Below are 17,317 nucleotides of genomic sequence, written 5' to 3' on the forward strand. Positions count from 1 at the left end.
GATTTATTTTTATGTTATTGATTGATTAATCATCTGCAATGCAGTGTTGATTTCGGTGACCACTTCATCAACGGCCGCGTTGCCGATGTTTATTTTTTGTTCGATATCTTTAATTCTTGGTTCGTACTTTTCATTAATTTGTTCCAAAGCGACTTGTTTTTTCTGTAGATCATCTTGCAATTTGGCGATATTCTCCGTTATTGTTTTGATTTCGGTGTTCAGATTTGCAATCTCCATGGTTCGGTCCTGTTCAGTCTTTTTCTTTTCAGCCTGTTTTTGTTCCGATTCTTTGGCAATGGTTTCTTTCAATTTATTAGCATAATTTGTGCCAGTTGCTACCAGTTTATCCTTGGTTAACGAACTGTCTACAAATTTCAGTGAAGTATAGGCTGCTTTTAATGTGTTTTCCTCTACTTTTCCCATTGCAGCAGCAGCGTTCCACACTTCGAAAAAATCTACACCTTGCTCGTTGAGTTTTTCAAGAATGGCATAGACCTTTAATTTCATTTCTTTGAGATCGGTTGTTCCATCATTGGCTGTTATAGGGATTGGGGGCGGTGTCTTTCCAGTTGGAGCCTGAGCCGTGGGCGATGAATATGCCGGTGGTACATGGAGTCTTTCAGGAGCAGCATTAGTGCTCGGAGTCGGGGGGGCTTGTACCGGTGGAGTTTGCTGCGGCTGATCGTCCTCAAAAATTAATTTCTTTAGACTGTTTAATATACTGGATCCTCTTTTAGTATCGTCGTTGCTCATCATGTCATAGTTGATTATATCTCTACTAAAATAATAAAAATTAATATTCTCTTCTAATGAATTGCGCTATGGAATACCCGAAATGGACATGGGGGTGATAGGAGCTTGAATAAAAGCGATGAAATGCAAAGTAGGGGGAGTGAATTGGCCTCTATGGCACTTTATGTTTAGGGTAAAAACAAAGATTCCCAATTGTTGATTGGGAATCTTTGTTTTGGCGGTAACGGTCCTGTGGGACTATTATCTGCCAAAATCATCTTGTACGCGAACAATATCGTCTTCATCAGAAGGGTTGTTGGCATCTGTGTGCTGCCAGATCTCGGCTAGAATACCGAAGCCATCCAATCCAATTAAACGGTGACGTTGCCCTTGACGCAATCTAATCGTTTCGCCTTCTTTCAATGTTGAAACAACCGATTCTTCATCTGTGTCAGAAACCATAACGCCTACGTTACCTTGGATAACACGCCAGATTTCGGCACGACGGTGGTGATATTGCCATGAAAGTCTTTTCTCTGGTGCAACAATTAAAATTTTTGGACTTAATTTCCCTGAGATTCTTAACTCTTGTACATCCATTCCGCCGAAGTATTCATCGGCAAATTCTTGTGCTTGGGATTCGTCAATAACGAAAAATCCTCCCCAAGGGCGTGCAGCATCTGATTTATCAATACGAAAACCTTTGGATGTCAGCATTTCCTGTACTTTCTCAAACAATGCGATTTTATCTATAGCCATATTAAAAATTCTAAAAATTTGTTATTCGTTAATTCAGTTGCTAAATATAAAAAAAATCCATTAATATTTTAAGTTAACCGTTTTAGCTTTATCTAAATACGTTATAATGGAGCGGTTTTAGGTGTCTTAAGCTATAATGTGTCGCGTGAAGTTAAAAATGAAATTGCTAATTTTGTGATCAATCTAATTTCAGGATATGTCAAACTTTCAAGTCGATCGAGAAAATACTGCATTTATGCAGGCTGTTGCTTTTGTTAACCAAACGAACCAGAACGTATTTATTACAGGAAAGGCGGGTACAGGAAAAACGACGTTCTTGAAGTATATCCGTGAGCATAGCTACAAGAAGATGGCTATTACGGCTCCTACGGGCGTCGCGGCGATGAATGCGGGCGGGACCACTTTACATTCTTTATTTTGGCTTCCTTTTGGAACCTTTATAGAAGATTATGAATTACGTTGGGACGAGCAGGATAGTCATATTTACAATAAATCACGTTTATTCAGTACGATTAAACTGACCAAGCAGCGCAGGGCTATCTTGCAGGAACTTGAGCTATTGGTGATTGATGAGGTTTCAATGGTCCGTGCAGATACATTGGATGCGATTAATGTGATCCTGCAATCTGTTCGTCGCGATATGCGACCTTTTGGTGGGTTGCAGGTTCTGTTTATCGGAGATTTGTATCAGTTGCCACCAGTTGTGAAAGACGCCGAATGGAATGTTTTACGGGATCATTATTCTTCTGTTTTCTTCTTTAACGCTAAAATTTTAAGAGATAATCCCTTGGTGATGTTAGAGCTTAATAAAATCTATCGCCAGCAAGATGAGGGTTTTATTTCCATTTTGAATGCCATACGAAACAATCAGTGTACAAGTGACATGCTCACGACCTTAAATGGTTACTATGAAAAAGACTTCGTTCCAAGCGAAGCTGAGCAGTATATTACATTGACCTCCCATAATCGAAATGCTGATGAAATAAACGGAGCCAAGTTGGCGTCATTATCGGGTAAAATGTTAAATCTTAAGGCAGTTGTAAAGGACGATTTCGCGCAGGGTTCCTATCCTGCTGAAGAAACGTTGTCTTTAAAAATAGGGGCACAGGTGATGTTTATTCGAAACGATTCGGGAGATGAACGTAAATATTACAACGGAAAGATCGGTACGGTAAAGGACATCGATACTGTGCAGGGCACAGTATCGGTTACATTTCCTGATGGGTCGGAATCTGTAACGGTAAAAAGGGAGACCTGGGAAAATATTCGGTATAATTACGATAAGGGGCAAGATCAGATTAAGGAGGAGATATTGGGTACATTTTCGCAATTTCCACTTCGACTGGCTTGGGCTATCACCATTCATAAAAGCCAGGGCTTAACTTTCCAAAAAGCAATCATCGACGCGGGGACCTCTTTTGCCGCGGGACAGGTATACGTTGCATTGAGCCGTTTAACGAGTTTGGATGGACTTGTATTAAAATCGATCATCCCTTCTTATGCCATCCGTACAGATTATCAAGTTGTTGAATTTGCGCAGCGTACTCAGGGTCAGGCTGATGTCAATGAAATTCTAGAGAAATGCCAACGGAATTATCTTGGCCAGATTTTAATGCACGGTTTCCGTTGGGACGGTCTATTGGCCGAGACTTCTGAGTTACTGAAATCACTTGAGGAGCGTAATATTGATGGAAAGGAACAAGCATTACTATTTTTTCAACAATTGGTCAAGCACCTTCAGACCCAAGAGAAAGTTGCACATAAGTTTATTGTTGTACTGTATGATTTGTTGCGGGATAAAAACGCGATCGATTATGACGTAATCTGTGAACGTTCTACTGCTGCGGTCAATTGGTTTTTACCGAAAATGGATGTAGATCTGATTGAGGCTTTAACCAAACATATCGAAGAGTACCAGATACGAAAACGTACGAAGAAATATATTGACGAGTTAAAAGCACTATTGCTTGATTACAAGCGAAAACGCGAGCAGTTGCAACATTGTCTGCTTATTGCTGAAACGCTTTCAAAACGGGAAGATTTTCAAACAGCGATGCTCGATGTTGCTGCCAGCGTGAAGACCAAAGAAAAAGATGAATTGGCTGCACAAAGTGCAGATGAAGAAGGACCTAAGAAGTTGGATACAAAGGATATTTCCTTAGAAATGTTTAAGGATGGTATGAGTATTCCTAATATAGCGGTTAAGCGTGGGATGGTTGCGGGTACGATATATGGACATTTAATTAATTTTGTTGGTACGGAAGTGGAAGCAACAGAGTTGATCGAACAGGAGAAGTTGGATCGTATTCTTGGTGTTATTCGTGCAAATCCGGATAAGTCTTCTTCGGAACTTAAAATGCTTTTGGGGGCGGATATTGATTATCCGGATATTAAAATTGGACAAAAAGTTTTGGGATTGTAGGCAATAAAAATTTATAGCGTATATTTGTAACAAATTGTGTGATATAGTTTGTTGAAAGCCCATTGATAACCTTAAGATTGCTTATGGAAAACAAGAAAGATCCTAACAAGTGGCTTGTGCTGACGACTATTTCAACCCAGATGGTTTTTACCATTTACGCATTTTATTTATTGGGGGATTGGCTGGACGGTAAGTTTCATGCTGAGAACCAATTATGGATGAAGATCTGTACCCTTGGAGGGATTGGAATTTCTCTATATCAAGTCATTAGACAAGTGAATCGATTAAACGATAGATGATAGTATATATAAAGCAGGCCCTTATTTTATTTTTTGTTGCGGTATTAATTTTTGCCGTTCATTTCTTTTTGTTAAAGTCTTTTGATGGTATACATTCCCTGGGAGATCTACATTTTCCATTGTATGAAATTTATATTTTTCAACTGATATTATCCGTGATCATCATGGTGGGGATAAGTTACTGTTCGCAGAAATTTCCGCAATATGTTGGTTTTGTTTTCTTGGGGTTATTGACTTTAAAGTTTGTCCTAAATTATGTATATATCCATAATGGGTTGGCAAAACCGCAGGCTGATATTTTAAAATATAACTATTTGATCGTTGTCGTTTTATTCCTTTTTTACGATGTTATATTTGCTTACAAGGCTTTAAACAAATCCTAAGGGAGAAAACGATAGTTTTTTCAAAAAAATGTAATATTAAAGTAGCTTTTGTGCTTTATATATAGTATTTTCGCAAAAAATTTTAAATAACATAATAGTAGTATCGTGAGTCTTAAAAGAACACTTCAATTTTTAGCAGTTATTCTGTTTGCAGTTGCGCCATTTTTAACAAAGGCGAATGAGGATGCACACGGAGAAAAATCGCAGGCTGAGGAAATCAATAGCCATATTGAGCATCACTTACAAGATGATTATTATTTTAGCTTCTTTTCGGATGAAGAGACAGGTAAACATTATGGTTTTTCATTGCCGGTAATTTTGATCGATAATGGCTTGAAAGTTTTTATGGCTTCGGCATTCGATCACGGTAATAAAGTTGCTGAGGTTGATGGCCAATATTATGCATTGTATCACGGGAAAATTTATAAGACTGATGCTACTGGTAATTTGACTGGTCATGAGTATCGTAAAAATGCTGATGGTAGTTATGTTATGACTATAAATGAAGATGGAAAAGAAGAGAAAAAGGAATTTGAAACTTCTTATGTGATTGGTTCTCATGAAATTCATGATGCTGTTGATTTTCATCCATCTGTAGCGATGCCTTTAGATTTTTCGATCACTAAAAGTGTTGTTGGTTTGTTTTTGGCTGCATTTTTAATGTTTTGGGCATTTATTAGTTTGGCTAAAACATATAAAAAAGGCGCTAACAATTTACCTAAAGGTGTTGGACGTGTATTGGAGCCTTTGGTTATCTATGTACGTGATGAGATGGCTATTCCAAACATTGGTCATCGTTACAAGGAATTCATGCCTTATTTATTGTCTGTATTCTTTTTGATCTGGATTTTAAACTTGGTTGGTTTGACACCACTAGGGTTCAACGTTACAGGAAATATTACGGTAACTTTATGTTTGGCTCTTTTTACGTTCTTAATTGTGAATATCAAAGCAAACGCAAACTACTGGAAGCATATTTTTTGGATGCCAGGAGTTCCGGTTCCATTTAAATTTGTTTTAGCGCCAATTGAGGTATTGGGATTGTTTACAAAACCATTCTCTTTGATGGTACGTTTGTTTGCAAATATTACAGCTGGTCACACGGTCGTAATGGGATTGATTGCAATTGTTTATTTATTGCAACACCAATTGACAGTAGTGGGTAGTATCGGTGTTTCCATGTTCTTGACAATCTTCTTGATGGTTATCGAATTATTGGTAGCATTCTTACAAGCATTTATTTTTACGATGTTGTCATCCTTATTTATCGGTATGGCGGTTGAAGAACATCACGATCATTAATTAGTAAATTTTTTAATTATTCAAATCATACATTATGTACAATTTAATTGGAGCCGGTTTAATCGTTATCGGTGCAGGTTTAGGTTTAGGTAAAATTGGTGGTTCTGCAATGGAAGCTATCGCTCGTCAACCAGAAGCAGCATCTAAAATCCAAACTGCAATGATTATCATTGGTGCCTTACTTGAAGGTTTAGCATTCGGTGCTTTATTATTAGGTAAATAGTCACAACGGTTTTATGGTATAACCTGCAACGGTTGGTTGCAGGTTATATTATTCCTGAATCTTAAAAAATAAGAATTATCATTATATAGTATAACAATGGATAAATTAATACATTCGTTTTCGTACGGTTTGTTTTTTTGGATGGTCATCGTCCTTGTGGTTATTATCTTTTTATTAGGTAAATTCGCATGGAAACCAATTGTTGATGCCCTAGACGAACGTGAAAAAGGTATTGCAAGTGCTTTGGAGGCTGCTGAAAAAGCTAAATTAGAAATGGCTCGTTTAACAAATGAGAACGAACAATTACTAAAAGAAGCTCGCGCAGAACGCGATGTTATCCTTAAGGAAGCAAAAGAACTTAAAGATAAGATTGTAGCTGAGGCAAAAACTCAGGCACAGGCTGAAGGTGCAAAATTGATTGCACAAGCAAAAATCGAGATCAACGAACAAAAGAACAAAGCTTTGGCTGAGGTTAAGTCTCAGGTTTCTTCTTTGTCTTTGGATATTGCTCGTAAAGTGTTAAACAAAGAATTTGAGGACCAAGGAAAGCAAGAAGCTTTAGTAGCAGATTTGCTTAATGACGTTAAATTGAACTAATCCGGTCACTCAAATTACGAAATAGAATTATGTCAGTATTTAAAGTAGCATCAAGATACGCTAAGTCATTAATCGACTTGGCTAGCGAGCAAGGCTCACTGGAAACAATCAAGGAGGATATGGATTCATTCATTGCTGTTTTGAAATCCAGTACAGAATTGCAAGCGGTTTTTGCCAATCCTATTGTTCCTTTGGACAAGAAGAAAAACATATTGGATGCGCTATTTAAAGATAAGATCAATCCAAATATCTTGGCATTCTTTAAGATCATGATCAATAAAGGTCGTGGCGAGATTGTTTATGCCACTGCTCAAGAATTTATTCGTGAGTACAACGAGGTAAAAGGAATTGTGAAAGCTACAGTTACATCTGCAGCGCCGCTTTCTGAAGCTAATTTGGCAGCGATGAAAGATGTACTTGCGAAAGAAACCAACGCTCAAGTGATATTGATCAATAAAGTTGATCATAGTTTGATCGGTGGATTTGTAGTCAATATCGGCGATCGCCAAATTGATGCAAGTATTGATGGTAAGTTGAATAAATTGGAAAGATATTTGAATCAGAATAATTAATTTGTTCTGATACTTGAAGTAAAATAAATCAAAAAACCCCTTATAATAATTAAAATGATAGAGGTAAGACCAGATGAAGTTTCGGCAATTCTAAGAGAGCAATTGTCGGGCTTTAAATCAGAAGCCGAACTAGAGGAAGTGGGTACCGTACTTGCTGTAGGTGACGGTATTGCTCGTATTTACGGCTTAACTAAAGTTCAGTCCGGTGAGTTGGTTGAATTTGATAACGGATTACAAGGTATTGTATTAAACTTAGAAGAAGACAACGTTGGCGTTGTACTTTTAGGTCCTTCTGATGAAATCAAAGAAGGAGATACTATTAAACGTACCAACCGTATTGCATCCATCAAAGTTGGTGAAGGCTTGTTGGGACGTGTTGTAAATACTTTAGGTCAACCAATCGATGGTAAAGGACCTATTCAAGGTGATTTGTATGAAATGCCTATCGAGCGTAAAGCCCCAGGTGTTATCTACCGTCAACCGGTAACTGAGCCATTACAAACAGGTATCAAAGCGATCGATGCGATGATTCCAGTTGGTCGTGGTCAACGTGAGTTGGTTATTGGTGACCGTCAAACAGGTAAAACAGCTGTTTGTATCGATACAATCTTGAACCAAAAAGAATTCTATGATGCAGGAGAACCTGTATTTTGTATCTACGTTGCCGTAGGTCAAAAGAATTCTACAGTTGCGAATATCGTGCGTACATTGGAGGAAAGAGGTGCTATGGCTTATACAGTAGTTGTTGCTGCATCTGCTGCTGATCCAGCTCCACTTCAGTTCTATGCGCCAATGTCGGGTGCTGCTATCGGCGAGTTTTTCCGTGATACAGGCCGTCCAGCATTGATCGTTTATGATGATTTGTCTAAACAAGCGGTAGCTTACCGTGAGGTTTCTTTATTGTTACGTCGTCCACCGGGCCGCGAAGCATACCCAGGTGACGTATTTTATCTACACAGCCGTTTGTTGGAGCGTGCAGCGAAAATCAACTCTTCAGATGATATCGCACGCAACATGAATGATCTACCTGAGTCGATCAAACACTTGGTGAAAGGTGGTGGTTCATTAACTGCACTTCCGATCATCGAAACTCAAGCTGGTGACGTTTCTGCGTATATCCCAACCAACGTAATTTCAATTACAGATGGTCAGATCTTCTTGGAGTCTAACTTGTTCAACGCAGGTATTCGTCCAGCGATCAACGTAGGTATCTCTGTATCTCGTGTAGGTGGTAACGCGCAGATCAAACCGATGAAAAAGGTATCTGGTACATTAAAGTTAGATCAAGCTCAGTACCGTGAATTGGAAGCTTTTGCGAAATTCGGTTCTGATCTAGATGCTGCTACTAAATCTGTCTTAGATAAAGGTGTTCGTAACGTTGAGATCTTGAAACAAGGTCAATACTCTCCAGTTTCTGTAGAGAAACAAGTTGCGATTATTTATATCGGAACAAAAGGTTTATTGCGTAATGTTCCCGTAAACAAGGTGAGAGAATTTGAAGAAGAATTCTTAACGCATTTGGAGCAACGTCATCCAGAAGTCTTGTCAGCTTTTAAAGCTAATAAGTTCTCCGATGAATTAACTGCAGTATTAGAAACAGTAGCTAAGGATTTAGCATCAAAATATTAATAGTAATGAGTATTTGGTATTGAGTCTATTGACAAGGCTCGATACTCAATACTAGATACTTAATACTTAAAACAAATATGGCAAATTTAAAAGAAGTAAGAAACCGGATTACCTCGGTATCATCAACACAGCAGATCACGAAAGCTATGAAAATGGTTTCGGCTGCTAAATTGAAGCGCGCTACTAACGCTATCTTACAATTGCGCCCATATGCGAATAAACTAAGAGATATTTTGGCGGATGTTTCTGCGAGTGTTGAAGGAAGTAACTCTCCTTTTACAGTAGACCGCGAGCCAAATAAGGTGTTGATCGTTGTTGTTTCTTCTAACAGAGGTTTGGCTGGAGCATTCAACGCAAATGTTATCAAAGCGACTAATAACTTGATCTTTAACAAATATGCCGAGCAACATGCAAAGGGTAATTTGAGTATCATTGGTATTGGTAAAAAGGGTTATGACTTCTACTCGAAACGTAACTTCAATGTGGTAGCTAATCACTCTGATTTGTTTTCTGATTTAAATTTTGGTTCTGTATCTGTGGTGACTGAATTTATCATGGAACAATTCAAAGAAGGTAATTTTGATCGTGTTGAAGTGGTTTATAATCAGTTCAAAAATGCAGCAGTTCAAGAGTTGACTGCAGAGCAGATTTTACCATTATTACCTGCGGAGGAAAACAAACAACATACGCATAAAGCAAAAATAGAAGCTGAGGTGGATTATATCATCGAGCCTTCCAAAGAGAAGATTATCGAGGAGTTGATTCCTAAAGCAATCAAGATTCAATTATACAAAGCTGTTTTAGATTCGAATGCTTCTGAGCATGGAGCACGTATGACGGCAATGGATAAAGCTACAGAGAATGCTGGTGACTTAATCAAATCACTTAAGCTATCTTACAACCAGGCACGTCAAGCTGCAATTACAACAGAATTGACGGAGATCGTATCTGGTGCAGCAGCATTATCAAACGGGTAATTTTTTTATTCGGGAATATATAGAAAAAGGGCTAATCATACATGATTAGCCCTTTTTCTATATACGCTATTATCTACCATCGAATTAAGGCTGAACCCCACGTAAATCCTGCTCCGAAAGCAGCCAAACATACGAGATCACCTTCTTTAATCTTTCCTTCTTCCCAAGCCTCGCATAGTGCTATCGGTACAGAGGCAGCAGTGGTATTACCATATTTCTGAATATTGTTGAATACCTGATCTTCCCTTAATCCAAGAGTTTTCTGTACAAATTGCGAGATGCGAAGATTGGCCTGATGTGGAATCAATAAATCGATATCACTGGTTTTTAAATTATTTTTTGCTAGTGCTTCATGAATGACCTCAGGAAATTTGACAACAGCTTTTTTGAAGACGGCCTGGCCATCCATATTTGGAAACGCAGTTCCATCTTCGAGCATCTCTTTGGTCATCAATAATCCGCCCAATTCCTGATCCGGCCAGTCGGGCATTTTATCCAGCCAAATTCCACTAGAAGCTCCGGGGTAATACATCGCTAGCTTTTCAGCATCGGCTCCGTCTGAATGTAAGTGCGTGCTCAGGATTCCTTTGCCATTTTCGGTTGTGGGTTGCACAACCACTGCTCCAGCACCATCGCCGAAAATCACGGAAACGGCTCGTCCTCTCGTAGAAAAGTCAAGTGCAAAAGAGTGTTTTTCGGAACCAACCACTAGCACATTTTTGTACATCCCTGTTTTGACAAATTGATCGGCAATGGAAAGCGCATATATAAAACCTGAACATTGGTTTCTAATATCCAGTGCCCCGACCTCCTTCATTTCCATTTCCCGTTGCAGTAGTACGGCGCAGCCCGGGAAATAATAATCTGGTGATAAGGTGGCAAAGATGATGAAGTCGACATCTTCGGGTGTAATATGGGCTCGTTCGATGGCAATTTTAGCTGCTTCGACACCCATAGTGGTGGTGGTTTCGCCTATTCGGTCTGCATATCTACGTTCTTTAATGCCAGTTCGTTCTTGAATCCATTCGTCACTGGTATCCATAAAGCGTGTTAGGTCATTATTGGTATATACGTTTTTTGGAACGTAGTAGCCAATTCCTGCAATTTTTGACTGTAACATAATAAATTCCTCTAATTGATTGTATTCTTCCCTTTTATATTATCGTTAATTTAGAAAAAAATATTCTATTTTTGCAGAATGGGTACCCAAACTGCTGAAGAAACCTTTACGTTAGAAGAGATATTAGCCTCTGTCAAAGAGTCTAATCGACTCATTTTGTGGAATGATGAAACCAATACGTTTGAACATGTGATTCATTGTCTCATCTATCATTTACAATATACCGAGAAGCAAGCTGAGAAGATTGCCTGGAAAGTGCATACTGAAGGGAAATGTGCTGTATTGGAGGGTACTTATACGGAGATGGAGATCTATCGTAAAATTCTGAAAGCCGAGGGATTGACTGTTTCTGTGGAATAATTTGCTATTCTTTTGTTACCGTAATAATATGGTTACGCTTCAATTTTGTCTGTAAGTTTTAGTTTTCTTTGCACTATAACTATAAACTAAGCTGAAGCATGTTTTTTTACGCTAAATCGTTTAAATCTTTCTTATTCGTATTCTTTTTACCTGTTGTCCTTTTTGCTCAAACAGGTCAAATCAAAGCTATTTTAGTCGATAGCGAAACTTCTAAACCTATTTCATCGGCTAGTGTCGCGCTCTTGGACGTCAATAGTAACGTCTTTGTTAAGGGCGGACAGTCTGTATCCCAAGGATTCCTTTTGTTGTCTGATATTAAACCTGGTAAATATAATGTCCGTATCACTTATGTTGGCTACGAGACACATACTATTGATAGTATAGAGGTATTAGGGGATAAAAGTAAGGACTTAGGTCGAATCGCTTTGAAATCTACAGGTAATATGTTGAACGAAGTTGTTATTGAAGGAAGAGCTCCAGCTATGCAAATTGGTATAGACCGTAAAACCTTCAATGTAGGTGAGAGTTTGGTCAGCGCGGGTGGAACAGCGACCGATGTGCTTGCGAATGTTCCCACTTTGCAAGTTGATCAGGATGGATCGGTCAGTTTGCGTGGATCAAGTAGTGTGAAAATTTTAATCGACGGCCGAGAGTCTGCTTTAGCAGGAAACGATGTAACTTCTTTGCTTCAGAGTCTACCTGCCAATTCAATTGAAAAAGTTGAAGTTATCACGAACCCTTCCTCGAAATATGATGCGGAGGGGCAAACAGGAATTATCAATATCGTTTTAAAGAAGAATATTAGGACGGGATTAAATGGATCTGTAAATACTTCTGCAGGATCCTATGATAACTATATGGCGGGATTGACCTTGAATTATCGTGATCGGAAATTCAATTACTTCGGATCCTATAACTTCAATAAACGAAACATGGTGGGAAGTGGGAAAACGGACAACACGTTTTTTGGTGATAGCACGCGTAATCATAGCGAATCCGAATCGTCAAGAAAGGGCAATAGCCATACGGTAAAAGCTGGGTTTGATTATAATATGTCAGACCGTACTTCATTGAGTTTTTCGGGTAATTTAAGTATACGTGATAACAAGCGAATAGAAGACTTGAATTATGAGTTCTTTAAACAGTCACAGATGACAGGAACGAGCGTTCGAAATTCAACACAATTTGAAGACGATCTTGGTTATGAATTAAACGCCGATTTTAGACATCAATTTAAGCGAGAAGGAGAGGAGTTGACGGGGAATGCGAGTTATGGGAGAGATAAGGAAGATGGTACAAATGATTTTTCTCAAAATTACACCGATGGACGGAAGGCCACCTCACGGAAGAATGTTACGTCTGAGGATGGCAAGAATATCAACCTTCAATTGGATTATGTTTTACCTTTCTCCGAAGTAAGCAAATTCGAGGCGGGCTACAGGTCTCAAATCAGAAAATCATTTGATACCCAGTTTTCCAGATCACTCGATTCTATAGGTACCTATGTGCCGGACTATAGAATCAGCAACGATTTTGATTTCACGAGTACTGTCCATGCGATCTATGCGAATTATCAAAATAAATTAACAGATAAAATTGGTTATCAAATCGGACTCCGGGGAGAGCAATTTGAACTCAAGTCCACCTATTTCTCCAAGGATCCAGCTGCTGTGGAAAAGGAATCCAATGCTAAACAGAAATTTTTCAGGTTATATCCAACACTGTTTTTAACCTACGATGTTGGTGAAAATGGGGATAAAGTTCAATTTAGCTACTCGCGCCGTGTCCAACGGGCTCGTGGTTGGCAAGTTAACCCATTTTTAAATGTATCCGATGATTTGAATTATCGTCAGGGAAATCCGAATCTGAAACCGGAAGATGTGCACAGCTTGGAAATGAGCTTTGCCAAAACCTTTGGTAAAGTAAACCTGATATCTTCGGCTTATTTCAATCACGCTAGTGAGGTTATTCAGCCATTTGTTTACAAGATAGAGGATGGAAGAACATACAGTAGATGGGAGAATATGACCAGTCGTAATCTTTCGGGTTTTGAGTTTATTTCAAAAGTCAACGCAACGAAGGATTTTGACTTTACATTTAATCTCAATTTGATCCACATTCAGTATAATGCAAACCCGGACTACGATATTACAGAACGAAAGGATTTCGCTTATAATGCCAATCTGACCGCTAATTATCGTTTTACATCAACGTTTTCTGCTCAAATGAGAGGCGAGTATAATTCTTCGCGTGTAATGGCTCAGGGACAGATGAATGCAATGAAAGGTATGGATCTAGCCTTGAAAAAAGATGTGTTCAAGAAGAAATCTTCTATTATGTTGAATGTGAGAGATGTATTTAATTCGCGAAAAATGAATGGTGTGACAGAGACAGCTCAACTTATATCAAATTTTGAGCACCGTTGGATGAAGAGGATGGTAACCTTATCACTTTCCTATCGGTTTGGTAGCCAAGATTTAAACAAATCAAAGAAAAAAGTGTCGAATACAAATGAAATGGGGGGCGGAGAGGAATATTAAAAAATATTCCTCTTTATACACTCAAATGCTTAAATTTAATTTTAAAACAAACCTAAAACTAAAAAGAATGAAGTTATTAAAAACAGTTCTTGCGGTATCGGTGATTGCTTTTTCAGCACATCTTAATACTGCCGTAGCGCAAGCAAAAAAAGAGGTTCCTGCTTACAAAATCTTAGATTTACCCCGTGTAGATATCAAGAAATTTAAAAAGAATAAAGCTGGAGCCTATGTTATTTTTGATGGTACTTCGATGGAAGGCTGGAGAGGATATGATAAGACGGTAGTCCCAAAAAGATGGGTTATTAACGAAGGGGCGATCAAATTTGATAGTCAGGCCAATGTTGGTAAAGAAGAAGGTGGTGACTTGGTCTTTGCCCATGATTTCAAGAATTTCGAATTGGAGATGGAATGGAAAGTTGCTAAAGGAGCAAATTCAGGTATCTTCTTTTTAGCGAAGGAAGTGGAAGGACAACCGATTTATATCTCGTCTCCAGAATGTCAGGTTTTGGACAATGAGAACCATCCTGATGCTAAAATGGGTGTAGATGGAAATCGTAAATCGACATCATTGTACGATATGATCCCTGCTAAGCCTCAGAATGGTAAACCGTATGGCGAGTGGAATAAAGTTAAGATCAGAGTAAACAATGGCAAGGTAGAGCATTTTCAAAATGGTGTAAAGGTTGTTGAATATACATTATGGGATAAGTCCTGGATTGATTTATTGCAAAAAAGTAAATTCAGTGAAGAAAAATGGCCTTTGGCTTTTGAATTGTTGAGCCATGTTGGTGGCGATAGCAAATCGGGGCTTATCGGTCTTCAGGATCATGGAAATGATGTATGGTTTAAGAATATTACCGTTAAGGTTCTAAAATAGAAAAAGCAGCTTAAAGCTGCTTTTTCTATTTTCTATAGTATCGATTGTAGTTCTTTTAAGTCGATAATCATATGTGATACATCGTCTGGTTTTTCAATAACATTTGGGTTAAAGAAAATGGCGTCCATGCCTACATTTACGGCTCCACGGATGTCGGCATCAAGATTATCTCCGATCATCAGTGATTGCTGGGCCTGCGCTTGAGCAGTCGTCATAGCAAACTCAAATATTCGGGGATCCGGTTTATTCACACCGATGACTTCGGAAATAAAAATGTGTTTGAAATATTTGTTTAGGTTGCTCTTTTCCAGTTTGGTCTCACAGGCCTCTTTAAAACCATTAGATATCAAGTGAAGATTGTATCTGTCACCCAAATAAGCCAAGGTTTCATGTGCATGGGGAAACAGATTTGTTTTTTTGGGACAGATAGTGAGATACTCCAGTTCGAATTCTTCAGGAAACAACTCTGGATCCACACCGAGCTCAGTAAAGGTATCTGCAAAGCGAGCTTTCCTGAGTTCTGGTTTTGAAATCTTTCCGTGATGATAGAGTCCCCAAAGTCGATGATTGTTAACCGTATAAGTTTCTATAAAACGAGTGGATGACTGTTGATTAAACAAGTGATCAAACTTGTATTTAAAATATAGCTCGTGCAGACTTTCTTCGGCATTTTTATCAAAATCCCATATGGTATGATCTAGGTCGAAGAAAATGTCTTTTTTCTTGTGATTAAACATATGCAAAATTAAAACAAATTAACCTGAAATTCCAAGTCAGTTGGGTTATCTAGTGATGAAATTAAAGGTCACTTTTATCGATATGGGGTCTCCGATGGTTTATATGACTGTTTGGTGATTTTAGTCTTATTGCGAATCGGTTAATTTTCTTCTTTGTGTCATAATCCTTCTGATATTTCCGAATACATGGGTGAATACCTATTTTTGTCACATGAAGAAAGCGCTGTTACTCTTTTATTTTCTATTGTTCTATGCGGTTATGCAACTGATATGGTGGGGGGTGATGTTTATCCGTTTTGATCCGAGTAAAAAGAACATGATTATAGGAGAGGGAATATTCTTCTTGATTATTTTCTTGTGGGGTGCATGGCGGTTGAAGCGGCTGGTTGAAAGGGAGCAGAAGCTGCTTCAACAACAGCAGAACTTTCTCTTGGCTATTACGCATGAACTTAAATCGCCATTGGCTTCCGTCAAATTGTATATTCAAACTATTTTGAGACGTGATCTTGACAAAGAGCAACAACAAACGTTCTTGAGAAACTCGCTGAAGGATATCGAGCGTTTGGATGATCTGGTGGAAAATGTATTGATGACAACTAAGTTGGACAGCCGAAATTACAGTATGCCTAAAGAGGATTTTAATTTTACTGCTTTGGTAGAACAGGTTGTAGATAGGCTTCAGAAGAATTCCTGTAGTTCACAAGTTTTGAAACCTTATTTGGAAGCGGATATCATTATTCATGCGGATAAGTTTGCGATTAGTAATGTGGTTACTAATCTGATAGAAAATGCAATTAAGTATTCGCCGGCATGTGCTATGGTGGATGTGAAATTATATACGGAGAATAATAAAATAATTTTTTCTGTTGCTGACCATGGTATCGGTATCAGTGATGAAGAGAAAAAACTTATCTTTAATAAGTTTTATCGCGTGGGAAGTGAGGCAACACGAAAAACCAAAGGCACAGGTTTGGGGTTATATATCGTGAAAACCGTATTGCAGAAGCACGACGCGACCATAAAAGTTAAAGATAACACTCCTAAAGGGAGTATTTTTGAAGTAACATTTGAAAGAAATGCAAAGTAAACAAAGAATATTACTTGTCGAAGATGAAGAACACTTGTTAGAAGCTATCAAGTTGAATCTCGAAATGGAAGGTTACCGTGTTACTACGGCTACCGATGGAAAAAAAGCACTAAAAGTCTTCAAGGAGGAACGTTTCAACTTGGTGGTTTTGGATGTGATGATTCCAGAAATTGATGGATTCCAAGTGGCTGAAACTATTCGACTGCAAAACACTGAGGTTCCTATCATGTTTTTAACTGCGAAAAATAGCAGTGAGGATCGAATTACGGGTCTTAAGAAAGGGGCGGATGATTATCTGGTAAAACCTTTCAACTTAGAAGAATTGATCCTTCGTGTTGGAAATTTGGTGCGTCGTGGCATGAAACCGGATGATTTGAAAGAACTAAATTCTTATCAAATAGGTGATAAAACGATCTATTTTAATTCGTATGAGCTACATCATGCGGATGGCACGATCACTTCGTTGACAAAGAAGGAAACCATGCTGTTGAAACTGTTGATTGAGCGACGTAATGAGGCTGTATCCAGGGAACAAATATTGGAGACCGTATGGAATTACGATGTTTACCCATCTACACGTACCATCGACAATTTTATCTTAACCTTCCGAAAATATTTCGAACCAGATCAAAAGCATCCGATTTATTTCCATTCTATCAGAGGTGTTGGTTATAAGTTTACCGACAATAACGCATAGGTAG

Annotated in this window: 17 protein-coding genes; 13 read left to right on the plus strand and 4 right to left on the minus strand. The window is 38.4% G+C overall.

Annotation, left to right across the window (positions count from 1 at the left end; translation table 11 throughout):
- Positions 1 to 9 precede the first annotated feature (9 nt).
- Together M2419_RS19905 and M2419_RS19910 are read right to left on the minus strand one after the other, a co-directional pair.
- On the minus strand, positions 10 to 756 hold the full coding sequence (locus M2419_RS19905) for a hypothetical protein (protein WP_159731111.1): 747 nt from the start codon (positions 754 to 756) through the stop codon (positions 10 to 12).
- Positions 757 to 993: 237 nt separating this feature from the next.
- Entirely contained in the window at positions 994 to 1,491 is a 498-nt protein-coding gene (locus M2419_RS19910) for a cupin domain-containing protein (protein ID WP_046671961.1), read from the minus strand.
- A 196-nt stretch (positions 1,492 to 1,687) separates the two neighbouring features.
- Between M2419_RS19910 and M2419_RS19915 the strand changes: the two genes are divergently transcribed.
- The 8 genes from M2419_RS19915 (at position 1,688) to atpG (ending at position 9,895) form a co-directional block, all read left to right on the plus strand.
- Positions 1,688 to 3,913 (plus strand): helix-turn-helix domain-containing protein, encoded by a 2,226-nt coding sequence (locus M2419_RS19915; RefSeq protein WP_259255539.1) that lies wholly within the window; start codon positions 1,688 to 1,690, stop codon positions 3,911 to 3,913.
- Positions 3,914 to 3,996: 83 nt separating this feature from the next.
- Positions 3,997 to 4,212 carry an AtpZ/AtpI family protein gene (locus M2419_RS27525; protein WP_075994172.1) on the plus strand — a complete coding sequence of 72 codons (216 nt, stop codon included), beginning with the start codon at positions 3,997 to 3,999 and terminating at the stop codon, positions 4,210 to 4,212.
- A 488-nt stretch (positions 4,213 to 4,700) separates the two neighbouring features.
- Complete coding sequence (atpB, locus tag M2419_RS19920; protein WP_227550270.1) at positions 4,701 to 5,897, plus strand: F0F1 ATP synthase subunit A; 1,197 nt, start codon at positions 4,701 to 4,703, stop codon at positions 5,895 to 5,897.
- A gap of 34 nt (positions 5,898 to 5,931) precedes the next feature.
- Positions 5,932 to 6,120 (plus strand): ATP synthase F0 subunit C, encoded by a 189-nt coding sequence (atpE, locus tag M2419_RS19925; protein ID WP_021188666.1) that lies wholly within the window; start codon positions 5,932 to 5,934, stop codon positions 6,118 to 6,120.
- A gap of 96 nt (positions 6,121 to 6,216) precedes the next feature.
- Positions 6,217 to 6,717 carry a F0F1 ATP synthase subunit B gene (locus M2419_RS19930; protein ID WP_046671966.1) on the plus strand — a complete coding sequence of 167 codons (501 nt, stop codon included), beginning with the start codon at positions 6,217 to 6,219 and terminating at the stop codon, positions 6,715 to 6,717.
- Positions 6,718 to 6,746: 29 nt separating this feature from the next.
- Positions 6,747 to 7,289: a F0F1 ATP synthase subunit delta gene (locus M2419_RS19935; protein WP_259255540.1), complete on the plus strand. Its 543-nt coding sequence runs from the start codon at positions 6,747 to 6,749 to the stop codon at positions 7,287 to 7,289.
- A 54-nt stretch (positions 7,290 to 7,343) separates the two neighbouring features.
- Entirely contained in the window at positions 7,344 to 8,918 is a 1,575-nt protein-coding gene (gene atpA, locus M2419_RS19940) for a F0F1 ATP synthase subunit alpha (protein WP_153847274.1), read from the plus strand.
- Between the two features lie 77 nt (positions 8,919 to 8,995).
- Positions 8,996 to 9,895: an ATP synthase F1 subunit gamma gene (gene atpG, locus M2419_RS19945; RefSeq protein WP_153847273.1), complete on the plus strand. Its 900-nt coding sequence runs from the start codon at positions 8,996 to 8,998 to the stop codon at positions 9,893 to 9,895.
- 73 nt (positions 9,896 to 9,968) lie between these two features.
- On the opposite strand, the gene M2419_RS19950 is transcribed toward atpG, so the two are convergent.
- The gene (locus M2419_RS19950) at positions 9,969 to 11,015 is read right to left on the minus strand and encodes a 3-oxoacyl-ACP synthase III family protein (RefSeq protein ID WP_159731117.1); all 1,047 of its coding nucleotides are present in this window, start codon (positions 11,013 to 11,015) and stop codon (positions 9,969 to 9,971) included.
- 78 nt (positions 11,016 to 11,093) lie between these two features.
- On the opposite strand from M2419_RS19950, the gene M2419_RS19955 reads away from it, so the two are divergent.
- The 3 genes from M2419_RS19955 to M2419_RS19965 all read left to right on the plus strand — a co-directional run bounded on the left by M2419_RS19955 (position 11,094) and on the right by M2419_RS19965 (position 14,792).
- The gene (locus M2419_RS19955) at positions 11,094 to 11,375 is read left to right on the plus strand and encodes an ATP-dependent Clp protease adaptor ClpS (RefSeq protein ID WP_046671971.1); all 282 of its coding nucleotides are present in this window, start codon (positions 11,094 to 11,096) and stop codon (positions 11,373 to 11,375) included.
- Between the two features lie 98 nt (positions 11,376 to 11,473).
- On the plus strand, positions 11,474 to 13,915 hold the full coding sequence (locus M2419_RS19960; protein WP_182330777.1) for a TonB-dependent receptor domain-containing protein: 2,442 nt from the start codon (positions 11,474 to 11,476) through the stop codon (positions 13,913 to 13,915).
- 67 nt (positions 13,916 to 13,982) lie between these two features.
- Positions 13,983 to 14,792 carry a DUF1080 domain-containing protein gene (locus M2419_RS19965; RefSeq protein WP_083663849.1) on the plus strand — a complete coding sequence of 270 codons (810 nt, stop codon included), beginning with the start codon at positions 13,983 to 13,985 and terminating at the stop codon, positions 14,790 to 14,792.
- 32 nt (positions 14,793 to 14,824) lie between these two features.
- Here the strand turns inward: M2419_RS19965 and M2419_RS19970 are convergent, their stop codons facing one another.
- Positions 14,825 to 15,529, minus strand: coding sequence for a YjjG family noncanonical pyrimidine nucleotidase (locus M2419_RS19970; protein WP_159731121.1), 705 nt, complete (start codon positions 15,527 to 15,529; stop codon positions 14,825 to 14,827).
- Positions 15,530 to 15,740: 211 nt separating this feature from the next.
- On the opposite strand from M2419_RS19970, the gene M2419_RS19975 reads away from it, so the two are divergent.
- Together M2419_RS19975 and M2419_RS19980 are read left to right on the plus strand one after the other, a co-directional pair.
- Positions 15,741 to 16,616, plus strand: coding sequence for a sensor histidine kinase KdpD (locus tag M2419_RS19975; protein WP_088162930.1), 876 nt, complete (start codon positions 15,741 to 15,743; stop codon positions 16,614 to 16,616).
- Positions 16,606 to 17,313 carry a response regulator transcription factor gene (locus M2419_RS19980; protein ID WP_070563139.1) on the plus strand — a complete coding sequence of 236 codons (708 nt, stop codon included), beginning with the start codon at positions 16,606 to 16,608 and terminating at the stop codon, positions 17,311 to 17,313. The genes M2419_RS19975 and M2419_RS19980 overlap by 11 nt, the downstream gene beginning before the upstream one ends.
- Positions 17,314 to 17,317: the final 4 nt, after the last annotated feature.

This window comes from Sphingobacterium sp. BIGb0116 (assembly GCF_024808035.1).
Classification (GTDB): domain Bacteria; phylum Bacteroidota; class Bacteroidia; order Sphingobacteriales; family Sphingobacteriaceae; genus Sphingobacterium; species Sphingobacterium paramultivorum.

Excerpts from the sequence above, each read along its gene's own strand:
- M2419_RS19905 (WP_159731111.1), bottom strand. The coding sequence starts at position 756 with ATGATGAGCAACGACGATACTAAAAGAGGATCCAGTATATTAAACAGT.
- M2419_RS19910 (WP_046671961.1), bottom strand. The coding sequence starts at position 1,491 with ATGGCTATAGATAAAATCGCATTGTTTGAGAAAGTACAGGAAATGCTG.
- M2419_RS19915 (WP_259255539.1), top strand. The coding sequence starts at position 1,688 with ATGTCAAACTTTCAAGTCGATCGAGAAAATACTGCATTTATGCAGGCT.
- M2419_RS27525 (WP_075994172.1), top strand. The coding sequence starts at position 3,997 with ATGGAAAACAAGAAAGATCCTAACAAGTGGCTTGTGCTGACGACTATT.
- atpE (WP_021188666.1), top strand. The coding sequence starts at position 5,932 with ATGTACAATTTAATTGGAGCCGGTTTAATCGTTATCGGTGCAGGTTTA.
- M2419_RS19930 (WP_046671966.1), top strand. The coding sequence starts at position 6,217 with ATGGATAAATTAATACATTCGTTTTCGTACGGTTTGTTTTTTTGGATG.
- M2419_RS19935 (WP_259255540.1), top strand. The coding sequence starts at position 6,747 with ATGTCAGTATTTAAAGTAGCATCAAGATACGCTAAGTCATTAATCGAC.
- atpA (WP_153847274.1), top strand. The coding sequence starts at position 7,344 with ATGATAGAGGTAAGACCAGATGAAGTTTCGGCAATTCTAAGAGAGCAA.
- atpG (WP_153847273.1), top strand. The coding sequence starts at position 8,996 with ATGGCAAATTTAAAAGAAGTAAGAAACCGGATTACCTCGGTATCATCA.
- M2419_RS19950 (WP_159731117.1), bottom strand. The coding sequence starts at position 11,015 with ATGTTACAGTCAAAAATTGCAGGAATTGGCTACTACGTTCCAAAAAAC.
- M2419_RS19955 (WP_046671971.1), top strand. The coding sequence starts at position 11,094 with ATGGGTACCCAAACTGCTGAAGAAACCTTTACGTTAGAAGAGATATTA.
- M2419_RS19960 (WP_182330777.1), top strand. The coding sequence starts at position 11,474 with ATGTTTTTTTACGCTAAATCGTTTAAATCTTTCTTATTCGTATTCTTT.
- M2419_RS19965 (WP_083663849.1), top strand. The coding sequence starts at position 13,983 with ATGAAGTTATTAAAAACAGTTCTTGCGGTATCGGTGATTGCTTTTTCA.
- M2419_RS19970 (WP_159731121.1), bottom strand. The coding sequence starts at position 15,529 with ATGTTTAATCACAAGAAAAAAGACATTTTCTTCGACCTAGATCATACC.
- M2419_RS19975 (WP_088162930.1), top strand. The coding sequence starts at position 15,741 with ATGAAGAAAGCGCTGTTACTCTTTTATTTTCTATTGTTCTATGCGGTT.
- M2419_RS19980 (WP_070563139.1), top strand. The coding sequence starts at position 16,606 with ATGCAAAGTAAACAAAGAATATTACTTGTCGAAGATGAAGAACACTTG.